This is a genomic window from Desulfovibrio desulfopostgatei (genome assembly GCF_053570645.1).
Genome location: NZ_JBRBQS010000002.1, coordinates 1,053,241 through 1,067,312, shown reverse-complemented (window position 1 = coordinate 1,067,312; position 14,072 = coordinate 1,053,241). Strand labels below are relative to the sequence as shown.

The following is a 14,072-nucleotide window of genomic DNA, read 5'->3' as shown; positions in this document are numbered from 1 at the left end:
GTGTTTGACCAGCCCTTTGTTCGCCCATCGCTCATACAGCGTATTGACCCCCGCGTTCGCATGGCCTTCGCGGGGGGTCTTGCGGTATGCATATCTCTGCTGCACAGCCTGACCGCCTGCGGCATGGCCCTTGCGCTGGGTCTGGCGCTGCTGGCGGCGGCCAATCCGCCTGCCCGCGCGCTGCTGCAACGCCTCGGCGCCATCAATATCTTCATTGTTTTTCTGTGGTGCGTAACGCCCCTGACCACGCCGGGAACCCCGCTGGCGCAATGGGGAATGCTCACAGTCAGCGCAGAAGGCGTGCGCCTTGCACTGCTGGTGAGCATCAAGTCCAATGCCATTGCCTGCATCTTTCTGGCGCTTGTCGCCACCATGAACGCCCCCACCGCCGGTCATGCGCTGGAGCGGCTGCACTGCCCGCCCAAGCTCGTTTTCCTCTTTCTTTTCACAGCCAGATACGTTCACGTCATCGCCCAGGAATGGCACACCCTGCTTGTGGCGGCACGGTTGCGCGGTTTTCGCCCGCGCACCAGCATGCATACCTACCGCACCCTGGCGTCCTTGCTGGGCCTGTTGCTGGTGCGCAGTTACGAGCGCTCTCTGCGAGTGCGCGAGGCTATGGTTCTGCGGGGATTTTCCGGCCATTTCAGATCGGTGACGGTATTCCACGCCCAGAAGGGCGACTGTATTTTCGCACTGGGCCTGCTGTTGTGCATGGCGGGGATAATCGCGATTGAATGCCTGGGAGGCCTTAATGTCTGACCACCATAACGATGCAGCCATTTTCAGCCTCGAGGGCATCTGCTTTGCTTACGGGCAGGGCAACTCGCCGCGCACAGTGCTGTGCGATGTGGATTTCTCTCTGCATCCCGGTCAGCGTATCGGCCTCTATGGTCCCAACGGCAGCGGCAAGACAACGCTTTTCCGCTGCATCACGGGCTTGGCGCGGCCTCAGGCGGGTCAGGTGTTGTTTCACGGCACGCCCCTCAAGGAAGAAAAGGATTTCTACAATCTGCGCTGCAAGGTGGGTTTTGTGCTGCAGCACGCAGAAGACCAGCTCTTTTTCCCCACCGTGCTGGAGGACGTGGCCTTTGGCCCCCTGAATCTCGGCTTTTCAGCCGATGATGCCAGAGACTGCGCCCTGGACACCCTGCGCGCTCTCGGCCTGGCCGGATTTGAAAACCGCCTTACCCACCGGCTTTCCGGCGGCGAAAAAAAGCTCGTATCCCTGGCTTCAGTGATGGCCATGAAGCCCGAGGCCCTGCTGCTTGACGAGCCCACCAACGGCCTCGATAACGATGCCCGCCAGCGAATCATCGACATCTTGGGCAGCCTGGACACTGCGCGCATAACTATATCCCATGACTGGGATTTTCTGGCGCAAACATCCACCCAGTACCTCACCATCGCCAACAATCGGCTGAGCGCCTGCGCCCCATCCTTTGCCCATGCCCATATGCACGCCCACCCGTTGGGCAACGAACCCCACGAGCATTAGCCCCACACAATTTTGCTGGCGGCAATCTTCAACAATGCAAGGGCAATACGCCCGCAGCTATCTGCTATAAAATAATTTTCCATCCTGCCGCCGCGCCCCGCCCTTCCGTAACGCCCCGCTGGCGTTGCCCGCTGGCTCGCCTCCGGCAGCCTCGCTTTTTAATTTTAGCACCAAATATCTACTTGTATATATAAAATGATAGTAGCATTCTTTCCTGAAGAGTAGTAGGGTCGCGCAGCAATTTATGCTCTGCGTCAGATTCCTGTCTTTTGGCACCATATCTTGGACTCCCAAGGATTGCCATGCGCGAACCCTATCCCAGCCACCCCCTGCCGCTTATCCAGACGGACACAACCGATGCCGTGCTGGAATGGCGCGTTGCCTCAGACCTCCTCCGCTTCAGCCTTGGGGCCGGGAGGCTACTTGGCATTGAGGCAAATGTTCCTTGCAGTATGGCGGCATTTCTTGGCGCATGCCATGAGGATAAAAGGGATATACTCGGGCAATCGTTGCAGACGTTTCTCGAGGGCCACATCGGGGCGCATATGGAAATATGCTTTCCCATCAACGGTCTTGTGGCACGAACCCAGCTTATAACCCTTGCGCGTAACGGTGCAGGGCAGGCAGAGCGTGTGGTTGGCTGCATCAGCGCGGTGGAACGTCAGGCGCAGCAGATTTTGCCGTCCGCGCGTTTTTCCATGCAGCACCTTGCCACGCCGCACTCCACGCAGGATGCCGCCCGCCTGATGCTGGCGCTCAATGCTTCCGGCGATGGACTGTGGGATTGGGACGCCAATACCAATACCGTCTACTACAGCCCCCGCTACATTGAAATGCTGGGCTACTCTGCCGAGACTTTCCCGGCAACGCTGCGAAGCTGGGAAGAAAAGATTCATCCGGAAGATTACGCCCACGTGGTGCCCATACAAAAAGACATCATTGCCTCGCCCACCCACGGCGATACCTTTGAATGCACCTACCGCATGCGCAGGGCAGACAACACCTGGGCCTGGATCCTTGGCCGCGGCAACGTTACACAGCGCGATGCCAGCGGCAGGGCCACGCGTGTGGTGGGCCTGCATACCGACATCAGCGCAAGCCAGGCCGACAGAGCCCACCTTGAGGACATGGTGCGCAACGACCCGCTCACAGGTTTGCGCAGCCGAACTTTTTTTACCATGACCGTGGAGGAGCTGGAGCAAAACGCCGTTCGGCCCGTGGGGATAATCGTTGCCGATGTCAACGGACTGAAAATGATTAACGATTACCTCGGGCACGAAGAAGGCAATACCGTGCTTTGTCAGGCGGCCCTGCTGCTGCGCGGCGGGCTGGATTCCGCAGCCTGCGTGGCGCGCATGAGCGGTGATGAATACACCGTGCTGCTGCCTGGATGCGACAGACTGAAGGTTGCCGAAACGTTGCATGAACTCATGCAGCGCTTTGAAAGGCACAACAACCAGCAAAACCGCCCCCCGGTCTTGCTGGCAATGGGTTCCGCCTGCACAGAAAACATGCAGAACAGCATTGCCAACGCCATTGTGGAGGCAGACCGGGCCATGCTGCGGAACAAACTGACCACAAGGGCTGAGACGCGCCAGCGTGTTCGGGACTGGATTGAAAACCACACCTTTGCCAAGGTTTCCATGAACGACTGCCGCTATCTGTAACGCGCAGCAGGCAGGCCGCCGCAGGCCGCGCCCCCGGCGCTCTTGACGCAAGGCTGGCTTTGCGCCAGAGTATCCCCATGTCGGAAGATAACCCTCCCCCTACGCAGGCCCAGGACTCTGGCATCGGCATCAGCAGGCAATCGCCGCTGGAACAGCCGATAGTTCAGGAGACCGAAAGCGGCCAAAAGTTGTTACAGTTCCTGCAAAGGCGGCTGAACTTGCCCCCCACCCTGCTCCACCGCTGGGTGCGCACTGGTCAGGTGCGCATCAACGGCAGCAGATGCAAGCCCTTTGCCCGTGTGCAGACAGGCGACATTGTTCGTCTTCCTCCCTTTGCCTTCAAAATGGCGGAAGAAAGCGCGTCAGAAACTGCCCCCCAGCCGCTGACGGATACAGCTCTCGACACGCAGCCGGTTGATTCGCCTCCGCTGCCGCCCATGATCGGCACAGACGGCTACCTGTGGGCCTTCAACAAACCCGCAGGCCTGCCTACGCATCCCGGCACAGGGCATGACGACAGCCTCAGTTCCCGGCTGGCCGCCTACTTCGCAAGCGCGCCCTTCAAGCCCACGCCCGTGCACAGGCTGGACAAGGAAACATCGGGCGTACTGCTGGTGGCTGCCTCGTACGAAGCCCTTGCCAAGGCTCAGGACGCCATACGCGATGGAACGCTGGCCAAGGAATACGTTGTATGGGTGCAGGGCCGTTGGCCTTTTGCCGAAACGCAGCTTCTGCGCCACTTTCTGCGCAAGGATGCTGCCCAGGGCTACGAAAAGGTGCGTCCGGCTGCTCCCGGCGAGGCTGACAGCCGCGAGGCTCTTTGCATGGTGCGCCCCCTGAGGGTGGAGCAAGCGCAAAGCCTGCTGCTTGTGCACCTGCTGACAGGCCGCACGCATCAGATCCGCGTACAGCTTGCCGCCGTGGGGTATCCTGTGATTGGCGACACCAAGTACGGGCAGGCTGCGCCTACGCGCCGCCATGTGCCGCGCGGGGCCTACGCCCTCCCGGCCCCGGCCCGCATGGGCACGGCAGAAAAATCTGCCCCGGAGCCGGAAAACCTGATGCTGCATGCCCTGCGCGTAACCATGCCCTGCGGACACGTGTTTTCATGTCTTCCGCCGTGGTCTGGCGCGCATGCCCTTGAGCAGATGCCAGAGCCTGTCGCAGCCATGACAGCCCCGGAACATGGGGGCGGATGCGGGGTCTTCCCTTTGACGGAACAAAGTGCTAAAAATAAATTTTTACGCCAGTAAAGCAGTCTCAAAACCCAACTGTCCTGGCTGCCGCGCGGCCTGCGCGGCATTACACGCCAGACGCCTCAGAGAGCATATGCTCCGGGCGCTTTCTCTTCATCGGAGCGCATGACCGCATGGCGGCGCACTCCGCTTCACGCTTGCAATCTCGCCTGGCAAATCCCAGGCGTACACTAAGGTATTCTCATGGCAGATACATTGCCCCGCGTCATTCTGGTGGGTCGCCCCAATGTGGGCAAATCCACCCTGTTCAACAGGCTTATCCGCAGCAATCGGGCCATCACCCATGACCGCCCCGGCGTGACCCGCGACCGCATGGACGGCGTGGTGCGCCGCAAGGACACCCCCGTTTTCGGTATCGTTGACACGGGCGGCATCACCCTTGACGCCCACTCCGCTGTGGTGGAAGGCCCCGAAGGCATTCGCGGCTTTGAGCGCGACATTCTTGCGCAAACCGAGGCGGCGCTGGTTGATGCCGCTGCCGTGGCCTTTGTGGTGGATTCGCGTGACGGCCTGCTGCCCCTGGACGAGCATCTTGCGGCCCATGTGCGCCGCAAGGGCCTGCCCACCCTCTGCGTGGTCAACAAGGTTGACGGCGTGGAACGCGAAGATGAACTCATGGCGGAATTTCACGTTCTGGGCTTCCCGCTGCTGGCGGTTTCCGCCGAGCACGGACACAACATCACCGCTCTGGTGGAAGAACTGGTAGCCCTGCTGCCGGAAGAAACCTCCACCGAACCGCCCGCGCCGCCGACCCTCAAGCTGGCCATGCTTGGCCGCCCCAATGCGGGCAAGTCGTCGCTTATCAACGCCATTTCCGGCAGCGACCGCATGATTGTTTCCGATGTGGCGGGCACCACGCGCGACAGTGTTGACGTGCGCTTTACACGCGGTGGGCGCGACTACGTATTTGTGGACACTGCGGGTGTACGCCGCCGCACCAAAATCAGCGACAGTCTGGAAAAGTACTCCGTCAACTCGGCCATCAAGTCGAGCACCAAGGCCGACGTGACCCTGCTGACCCTGGACGCCGCCGAAGGGGTGAGCCAGCAGGACAAGCGCCTCATGGACATGCTGAACACGCGCAAAACTCCCTTTATGGTGCTTATCAACAAGTGTGATCTGGCCCCCCGCGACTCGCTGGACAGGCTCAAAAAGAACGTCGCCGAAATGTTGGCCTTCTGCCCGCATGTGCCGATTCTGAATGTTTCTGCCCTCAAGGGAACCGGCCTGAAAAAAATCCTGCCCCTGGCAACCCAGATCCACGAAGAATGCAGCGTGCGCATTTCTACCGGCAAGCTCAACCGCGCCATGGAAGAAGTGCTCGACAAGCACCAGCCGCCTGTGGTCAAGCGTGTGCGCGCCAAGTTCTTCTACCTGACCCAGGCGGAAACCGCGCCGCCGACCTTTGTGTGCTTTGTGAGCGATGCCACCCGTGTTCCTGAAAGCTATACCCGCTATCTTGAACGCGCGTTGCGCAAAATATTCGGCATCACGCATGCCCCCATGCGCCTGCACCTGCGCTCAAGCCACAAGAAAAAATCTGAAAAATAGCGACAGGCCTGGCTGAAACCAGGCTGCCCGCAAGACAAAAAAATCCCCCGGGTCAAACCGGGGGACAAAACGTCAGTCTGCAAAAGACGGCAAGCCAGATGAGCCTGGCTAAAAAAGCTTGAATGGCGGAGACGTATAGGGGTCGAACCTACCACAGACCGCAAGGCCTGCCACCGGTTTTGAAGACCGGGCGCCACACCGGTGACGAAACGTCTCCGCATGGGCGCACCATAGGGCAAAAGCCCCTTGCCCGCAAGGGGGCAAACTTATTTGGCCTTTGCAGCACAGCAAAAGCAGCAAAGCCCGCAGCACAGTTTGACCATGCGCAACACGCACCCGGCATGCTGTTTTGACTCCTGCATGTCAAACCTCCATTGCCAAGCGTGTTTTGCGCATTATTATGAACAAGACAAGCGCAGCCGAAACCCTGTTGCCTGAACTGCAAATGCCCACAAGCATTTGACACCAGCCACATACAGGTAGTAATTTCTTAACTGTGCTGGCCATATATCCGGCCTGGCCGTGCGCCACCGCGCGCGGAAAACGTAACGGAGGCAGTGTTGAATCAGATAAGTCGCAACCTGATGCTGTGGGCGATAATCGTCCTGGCGATGGTCATGCTTTTCAATATGTTCCAGCAGCCGCAGGGGATCACCCAGCGGGTGCCCTACTCGGATTTCCTCAGTCAGGTGGACAACGGCCAGCTCATGTCCGTAACCATTCAGGGGCACACCCTCATTGGGCGCACCTCTGACGGAAAAACCGTGCAGTCCTATGCTCCGCAGGACATCGGCCTCGTAAACCGCCTTATTGAAAAAAAGGTCGAAATCAAGGCCGAGCCGCCGGAAGAACAGCCATGGTACATGACCCTGCTGGTTTCATGGTTCCCCATGCTGCTGCTGGTGGGCGTGTGGATTTTCTTTATGCGCCAGATGCAGAGCGGCGGCGGCAAGGCCATGAGCTTTGGCCGGTCGCGCGCGCGCCTGCTCAATCAGGACAGCACACGCGTTACCTTTGCTGACGTGGCTGGCGTTGACGAAGCCAAGGACGAACTTTCGGAAGTTGTGGAATTTCTCTCCAACCCCAAAAAATTTACCCGCCTTGGCGGGCGCATCCCCAAGGGCGTACTGCTCGTGGGCCCTCCCGGCACGGGTAAAACCCTTCTGGCCCGCGCCGTTGCTGGTGAAGCCGGGGTGCCGTTCTTTTCCATTTCCGGCTCGGACTTTGTTGAAATGTTTGTGGGCGTGGGCGCTTCGCGCGTTCGCGACCTTTTTGTTCAGGGCAAGAAAAACGCGCCCTGTCTGATATTTATTGACGAAATCGACGCCGTTGGCCGTCAGCGTGGCGCTGGCCTTGGCGGCGGGCATGACGAACGCGAGCAGACCCTGAACCAGCTGCTTGTGGAAATGGACGGCTTTGAAAGCAATGAAGGCGTTATCCTCATTGCCGCCACCAACCGCCCCGATGTGCTTGACCCCGCCCTGTTGCGCCCTGGCCGCTTTGACCGCCAGGTGATGGTGCCCACGCCCGATCTGCGTGGCCGCCGCCGCATCCTTGAAGTGCACACCAAACGCACGCCTCTTGCGGGCGATGTTGATCTGGAAGTGCTGGCTCGTGGTACACCGGGCTTTTCTGGCGCTGACCTTGAAAACCTGGTCAACGAAGCTGCCCTTCAGGCCGCCAAGCTCAATCAGGATCGCCTGGACATGCACGATTTCGAGTATGCCAAGGACAAGGTTCTCATGGGGCGCGAACGCCGCAGTCTTATCCTCTCTGAGGAAGAAAAGCGCATCACAGCCTACCATGAAGGCGGTCACGCTCTGGCTGCCCGCCTGCTGCCCGGTTCCGACCCGGTGCACAAGGTTACGATCATTCCGCGTGGACGCGCCCTCGGCGTGACCATGCAGCTGCCGGAAGAAGACCGCCACGGCTATTCACGCACCTTCCTGCGCAATAATCTGGTGGTGCTGCTGGGTGGCCGCGTGGCGGAAGAAATTATTTTTGACGATATCACCACTGGTGCCTCCAACGACATTGAGCGCGTCACCCGCATGGCCCGCAAGATGGTCTGCGAGTGGGGCATGAGTGAGGCCGTGGGCACGCTGGCCATCGGCGAAACCGGCGAAGAAGTTTTTATTGGCCGCGAATGGGTTCAGAACAAGAACTTCAGCGAAGACACGGCACGCCTTGTGGATTCAGAGGTGAAGCGTATTGTGGAAGACGCGCACAGCCGCTGCCGCAAGCTGCTTGAAGAGAATCTGGATGCCCTGCACCGCATTGCCCAGGCGCTTCTTGATCGCGAAACCATCACCGGCGCGGATATTGACCTGCTCATGGACAACAAGGAACTGCCCCCGCTCGACAACAACGGCAAACCCGTGCCCTCCACTGCCGCCAAGGGCGGCAAGGCTTCCAAATCCGGCGCAGAATTTGTTATTGAGCCGGATACGGACGCTCAGGCCCCCGAACAGAAGGCAGAGCACAAGCTGGAGCAGCAATCGGAACAGGCGGAGTCCAAACAGTCCGAAACCGAGAACACCCGGAACAACAGTAAAGAAAATGACCGATAGCATTTGCCCGGCCGCTCTTTCCAGGGGCGCAGACTGGCATATTCTTGGGGGGCGGGCGTTGAAGACGCCCTCCCCCTTTGGCGTAATGGGCATTGTAAATCTGACCCCAGATTCCTTTTATGACGGGGGCCGGCACAACGCCCCGGCATCAGGCCTCAACCATGCGCTGACCCTGCGCAACCAGGGTGCAGACATTCTTGACCTTGGCGCGGAATCGTCGCGGCCCGGAGCTGCGGAACTGCCCCCCCAGCAGGAAACCGAGCGCCTGCTGCCGGTTCTGACAGGGCTGCGCCAATCTGCGCCCGGAGCCGTAATCTCCGTGGACACCTACCATGCCGCCACGGCTGCCGCTGTGCTGGACATGGGGGCTGCCATCATCAACGATATTTCGGCCTGCGCCTTTGATCCCGCCCTGCTGGACGTGCTTGTGCAATACAAGCCCGGCTATGTGCTGATGCACAGTCAAGGCCGCCCGCAGACCATGCAGCACGACCCGCGCTACACTGATGTGCGCCGCGAAGTGCTGGAATTTTTTGAACGCGAGATGTCGCGCATGGTACGGGCGGGCCTGCCGGAAAACCGCATTGTGCTTGACCCCGGCATCGGCTTTGGCAAGACGCTTGAACACAACCTTGCCTTGCTGGCCCACCCGGAAGACTTGCTTGCGCTCGGGCGGCCCGTGCTCATGGCCTTGTCCATGAAATCCGTTTTTGGCGGGCTTCTGGGCCTGCCGCCGCAGGAGCGTGGTCTGGCAACAGCCATGGCTACGGCAATGCTGCGCGGCAAGGGCGTGTTCTGGCACAGGGTGCATGATGTTGTCGCGGCCCGTCAGGCCATGACTGTTGCTCTGGCTCTTGAGGCCAACTAGGATTCAAACCGTCAACGATTGCGAGTCTGCCGGTATGGTGCGATTTTTTTCAACGCGCCCATTCACTGGAATGCTGCTCATCACGTTGGCCTTCAACTTACTTTTGACATGGGTTTTGATTGACCGCAAACAGCAGCTTGAGCGGGTCAAGCTTGAGAGCATTGCCCGCTCGCAACGCGATAATCTCCAAAGCGATCTGTTGCGCCTGATATTCAAAACGGAAACCCTGAACGCGCTTGTTATTGACAACAGCGGGAATATTCAGGAATTCGAGCGTGTTGCCGCTGCCCTGCGCGATGATGACACCATTCAGGCCTTTGTTCTCGCTCCCGGCGGCACCATAAACAAGGTGTACCCATATACGCCTGCCAACAGCCTGCTGGTGGGGCAGGATATGCTTGACGGCAATCTGGGCTGCCACGAGGCAATCACGGCCCGCCACGGTGCCCCCCTGACCCTGGCCGGGCCGGTACTGCTCCCCAACGGGGATGCGGCTCTGGTGGGGCGACTTTCCGTATTCCTTCCTGATGCTTCCGGCCGTCCTCAATATTGGGGTATTGCTGCAATATTACTGCGTTTTCCTGAAGTGCTGACAGCCTCGGACCTTTACCTGCTGGACAGCATGAATATCGATTTTGGCCTTTGGCGCACATCCCCCCATAAAGGCGGTGCGTTGCTTATTGCTGGCAGTGCGGATTCAGAAAAAGACGCCGGCAGCATAGACATGCCTGTGACAATTCTTAACGCTCACTGGCTGATCCGCATGTCGGCAGGCGTTGCGTGGTTCAGATCACTGGAATCATGGCTCTATGTGGGTATGAGCGTTCTTCTCAGTCTCTTCCTGGCAACGTTAGTTCAAAGGAATCATGACCTTACGCAAATTCGCACATATCTTGAGGCCATCGCTTACAGAGACGCCCTTACGGGGGCGCTCAACAGGCGTGGGCTCTTTGAGGAACTACAAAGGCGCATAGCCTCACCAGTTGTAAAAAAATTCACCTTATATTACGTCGACTTAAATAATTTTAAAGGCATCAACGACACCTATGGACATGAGGCGGGCGACCGAGTATTGCAACTCTTCGCAGAGGTTGTTCGCGCACATGCCCCGGTGACCCATATTCTGGGGCGTATGGGCGGTGATGAATTTGTACTGCTGCTCAACGGTCCCCCGGCCGAGGAGAGGGACAAGGCCGCCTTTACCCGAATGCGCGCCGATCTTGCAAAGGGATTGCCAGAGCTGAACATACCTGGGCCGATCACGTTCAGCATGGGCAGTGCAGTGTACCCTGATACTGCCCTCACAGTGGATGCGCTGCTCTCCTGCGCGGACACTGCCATGTACCAAGACAAGGAACGCGCCAAAGCCCACGGCTGACAGCGCGACGGTTGCCCGATACACTTTGCTGCAAGGAACACACCGTGTTTGACCGTATTGCCATAGACTGGCGCGATGTAATGGATATAGCCGTGGTCAGCATTATGCTGTACCAGGTTATCCAGATGCTGCGGGGTTCGCGGGCGCTGACAGTCCTTACAGGGCTGGGCCTGCTTACGCTGCTGTATTTCTTTTCAAACGCTCTCGGCCTGTACACGCTTACCTGGCTGTTGCAGCACATCTTCAGTTCCCTTTTCATCCTCATCGTCGTTATTTTCCAGGCCGATATCCGTCAGGCTCTGGGAGAAATGGGCGCACGCCCCATCTTTCGCCGATCCAGCATAAAAAGTATCGGCGTGGAAGAAGTGGTGAGCGCCTGTGTTGAAATGGCCCGGCTGCGGGTGGGCGCACTTATCGTTATTGAGCGCAGCATGCGCCTTGGTGATATGATTAAACGCGAAGGCGTGCGCATTGATGCGCAGCTTTCACGCCAGCTGCTCATGAATATTTTTTATCCCAAGGCCCCCCTTCACGATGGAGCCGTGGTCATCAGCCGTGGCAGAATCACCGCTGCGGCCTGCATTCTGCCGCTGGCCGAAGCCAAGGGCCAGAACTTCGGCACGCGGCACCGCGCGGCACTGGGCATTGCCCGTGAAAGCGATGCTCTGGTCATTGTTGTTTCTGAAGAAAGAGGCGAAATTTCCGTGGCACTCAAGGATGAGCTGATGCGCGCCCTTGACGCTACCCGCCTCAGGCAGGTGCTTAATGAAATCCTCTGATCCCTCACGCCGCCCCCCGCATCTGCTTTCCATGCTGCTGGCGATCTTTATCGCCGTGAGCATGTGGTACATGGTCAGCGTTCGCGACAGGCTGGAAGCGCAGATTGAAGTTAACCTCGATTACTTCGGCATCCCCGCCAATCTTGTGGTGACTGACGGACTCATCAACAAGGCCATTGTGCGCCTGCGCGGGCCGGAAACTCTTTTGCGCTCCATAACGCAGCGCAAGATTATTCAGGCTGTTGACCTTTCCTCCATAAAAAAGGGCACCACAGTGGTTCCGCTTTCGGCAGAACATCTGGGGGCAAACTTCCGCGCCTTTGAACTCATTGATGTGCAGCCCCCGCGCATTGTGGTCAAGGCCGACAACGTTCAGGAACGCAGCGTGCCCGTCAAGGCTGTTGTGGATTCGCCCCTGCACAGCGGCGCCCTGACGGTGGAAAACGTCAGCGTAACTCCGGCCACGGTGGTTTTGCGCGGCCCGGAATCTGTTGTTTCTGCCATTGCCAGTGTGCCGCTAACCATAATGCTTGATCCCAAGGCAGCGGGCACAACAACCCAGCAAACCATCACGCTGGACACGCCAGGCATGGTCACGGCCACGCCGCCTTCCGTCAAGGTGCAGTACACCATCACCAGTGGGCGCACCGTTATATCGCGCCGTTGCAAGGTGGAAATTGCCAAGGAAAGCCGCCATGCCTATACGGTTAGCCCCGATGAAATTGCCGTGCTGGTGGAAGTGCCCGAAGCTCTGGCTAAGAACAGCCGCTACCTTGGCGAGATGGAAGTTTCCCTCGTTACGCCGGAGATCCAGCCGGGAGAAAGCATTAAAACGCCCTTGCACTTCAAACTGCCGGAAGGAATGACTCTCTTGAACCCGGTTACGGAAGAAGTTACGGTAACAAGAAAAAAGAAATAAGCGCCGCCCTTCAACTGCCGCATCCGGCAGCCAGAAAGGAACGCAACCGCGCCTTGCCCTTGCGGCCGGGTACGGCACATACGACAAAACCCAGCAACAGCGCCCACGCTGAAACGCGTCTGCGCGCTGCAAAAGAATTAGAGGTAAGGAGTTTTCATGGCTGAGCGTCTTTTCGGCACAGACGGACTGCGCGGCACGGTCAACAACTATCCCATGACCGTGGATGTGGCCCTGCGACTTGGTCTGGCGGCGGGCGTGCGCTTTCGGCGCGGCGACCACCAGCACAAGGTGGTCATCGGCAAGGATACGCGCCTTTCAGGCTACATGTTTGAATCTGCGCTCACTTCCGGCCTGTGCGCCGCCGGCATGCACGTGATCATGACCGGCCCGCTGCCCACTCCGGCCATATCCTTCCTTACCCGCAGCATGCGGGCCGACCTTGGGGTGGTTATTTCCGCCTCGCACAACCCCTTTCACGACAACGGCATCAAGTTCTTTGATGCCGATGGCTACAAGCTGCCCGACCTGACCGAAGACGAGATATCGGCCATGGTGCTGGATTCGGACTTTAAATGGCCCTATCCGGAAGCGCGCGGCGTGGGCCGCGCCACCAAGATTGAAGACGCAGGGGGCCGCTATATTGTTTACACAAAAAGCTGCTTCCCCCCCCAGTTGACGCTTTCGGGCCTGCGCATTGTGATTGACTGCGCCAACGGCGCCAGCTACAAGGTTGCCCCGCTGGCTCTTGAAGAACTGGGAGCCGAAGTTTTCCGCATCGGCACAAGCCCTGACGGCACCAACATCAACGAGCACTGCGGCTCGCTCTATCCCGAAGTGGTGGCGGCCAAGGTGCGCGAGGTGCGGGCCGACGTGGGCCTTGCGCTGGACGGCGATGCTGACCGCCTCATTGTTGTGGACGAACACGGCGACATCATTGACGGCGACCAGCTTATGGCCATGTGCGCCCAGGCCATGATGGCCCGGGGCGAACTGCCGGGCAATCTGCTTGTGGCAACCGCCATGAGCAACATGGCCCTGGAAATTTTTATGAAGGATCACGGCGGTTCGCTGCTGCGCACCAAGGTGGGCGACCGCTACGTTATGGAAGCCATGCGGCGCGAAGGCGCCATGCTGGGCGGCGAGCAGTCGGGCCATCTTATTTTCCACAAGTACAGCACCACTGGCGATGGCCTGCTGGCGGCCCTGCAAATTCTGCGCATCATGCGCGAAAAGGACAAGCCTCTCTCCGAACTGGCGGGCAGGCTCAAACCCTTCCCGCAGAAGCTTATCAACGTGCGGGTGGAAAAACGCCTGCCCTTTGAGGAACGCCCCGCAATTGGCGAGGCTGTTGCCAAGGTCGAGGCGGAACTGGCAGGGCGCGGGCGTGTGCTCTTGCGTTATTCCGGCACGGAATCTCTTTGCCGCGTCATGGTGGAAGGCGAAAACCCCGAAAAGGTCAAAACTTTCGCCGAAGATCTGGCCGTTGTGGTTGAGCGCGAACTGCGCTGATTTGACTGTTGCACATCGTGGCGGCGCTCCCGGATCGGGCAGGAACTGCTTGCAGTATGGCCGCTATCCGTTTATTG

The 14,072-nt window shown here is 59.0% G+C and carries 11 protein-coding genes and 1 tRNA gene; 11 read left to right on the top strand and 1 reads right to left on the bottom strand.

From position 1 onward, the window contains the following. The 5 genes from cbiQ to der all read left to right on the top strand — a co-directional run bounded on the left by cbiQ (position 1) and on the right by der (position 5,972). Positions 1 to 762, top strand: coding sequence for a cobalt ECF transporter T component CbiQ (cbiQ, locus tag ACUZ9Q_RS04670; RefSeq protein ID WP_449247421.1), 762 nt, complete (start codon positions 1 to 3; stop codon positions 760 to 762). Beyond that, complete coding sequence (locus ACUZ9Q_RS04665; RefSeq protein ID WP_449247420.1) at positions 755 to 1,498, top strand: energy-coupling factor ABC transporter ATP-binding protein; 744 nt, start codon at positions 755 to 757, stop codon at positions 1,496 to 1,498. The genes cbiQ and ACUZ9Q_RS04665 overlap by 8 nt, the downstream gene beginning before the upstream one ends. 302 nt (positions 1,499 to 1,800) lie before the next feature. Further along, positions 1,801 to 3,165 carry a diguanylate cyclase domain-containing protein gene (locus ACUZ9Q_RS04660; protein ID WP_449247419.1) on the top strand — a complete coding sequence of 455 codons (1,365 nt, stop codon included), beginning with the start codon at positions 1,801 to 1,803 and terminating at the stop codon, positions 3,163 to 3,165. A 77-nt stretch (positions 3,166 to 3,242) separates the two neighbouring features. Next, a complete protein-coding gene (locus ACUZ9Q_RS04655) occupies positions 3,243 to 4,418 on the top strand; it encodes an RluA family pseudouridine synthase (protein WP_227117696.1) in 1,176 nt (391 codons plus the stop codon). Between the two features lie 186 nt (positions 4,419 to 4,604). Then, positions 4,605 to 5,972, top strand: a complete 1,368-nt coding sequence (der, locus tag ACUZ9Q_RS04650) for a ribosome biogenesis GTPase Der (RefSeq protein WP_192111353.1) — start codon at positions 4,605 to 4,607, stop codon at positions 5,970 to 5,972. A gap of 123 nt (positions 5,973 to 6,095) precedes the next feature. On the opposite strand, the gene ACUZ9Q_RS04645 is transcribed toward der, so the two are convergent. Beyond that, positions 6,096 to 6,189: transfer RNA gene (locus ACUZ9Q_RS04645), tRNA-Sec, on the bottom strand. A 343-nt stretch (positions 6,190 to 6,532) separates the two neighbouring features. Between ACUZ9Q_RS04645 and ftsH the strand changes: the two genes are divergently transcribed. The 6 genes from ftsH to glmM all read left to right on the top strand — a co-directional run bounded on the left by ftsH (position 6,533) and on the right by glmM (position 13,995). Further along, positions 6,533 to 8,542: an ATP-dependent zinc metalloprotease FtsH gene (gene ftsH, locus ACUZ9Q_RS04640; protein ID WP_225529778.1), complete on the top strand. Its 2,010-nt coding sequence runs from the start codon at positions 6,533 to 6,535 to the stop codon at positions 8,540 to 8,542. After that, positions 8,532 to 9,410 (top strand): dihydropteroate synthase, encoded by an 879-nt coding sequence (gene folP / locus ACUZ9Q_RS04635; protein ID WP_449247418.1) that lies wholly within the window; start codon positions 8,532 to 8,534, stop codon positions 9,408 to 9,410. Before ftsH ends, folP begins: the two co-directional genes overlap by 11 nt. A 115-nt stretch (positions 9,411 to 9,525) precedes the next feature. After that, positions 9,526 to 10,788 carry a GGDEF domain-containing protein gene (locus ACUZ9Q_RS04630; protein ID WP_192111352.1) on the top strand — a complete coding sequence of 421 codons (1,263 nt, stop codon included), beginning with the start codon at positions 9,526 to 9,528 and terminating at the stop codon, positions 10,786 to 10,788. A gap of 44 nt (positions 10,789 to 10,832) precedes the next feature. Beyond that, positions 10,833 to 11,567, top strand: a complete 735-nt coding sequence (gene cdaA / locus ACUZ9Q_RS04625; RefSeq protein ID WP_227117706.1) for a diadenylate cyclase CdaA — start codon at positions 10,833 to 10,835, stop codon at positions 11,565 to 11,567. Further along, positions 11,554 to 12,486 (top strand): CdaR family protein, encoded by a 933-nt coding sequence (locus tag ACUZ9Q_RS04620; protein ID WP_192111351.1) that lies wholly within the window; start codon positions 11,554 to 11,556, stop codon positions 12,484 to 12,486. Before cdaA ends, ACUZ9Q_RS04620 begins: the two co-directional genes overlap by 14 nt. A 156-nt stretch (positions 12,487 to 12,642) precedes the next feature. Continuing rightward, the gene (gene glmM, locus ACUZ9Q_RS04615) at positions 12,643 to 13,995 is read left to right on the top strand and encodes a phosphoglucosamine mutase (RefSeq protein WP_192111350.1); all 1,353 of its coding nucleotides are present in this window, start codon (positions 12,643 to 12,645) and stop codon (positions 13,993 to 13,995) included. Positions 13,996 to 14,072: the final 77 nt, after the last annotated feature.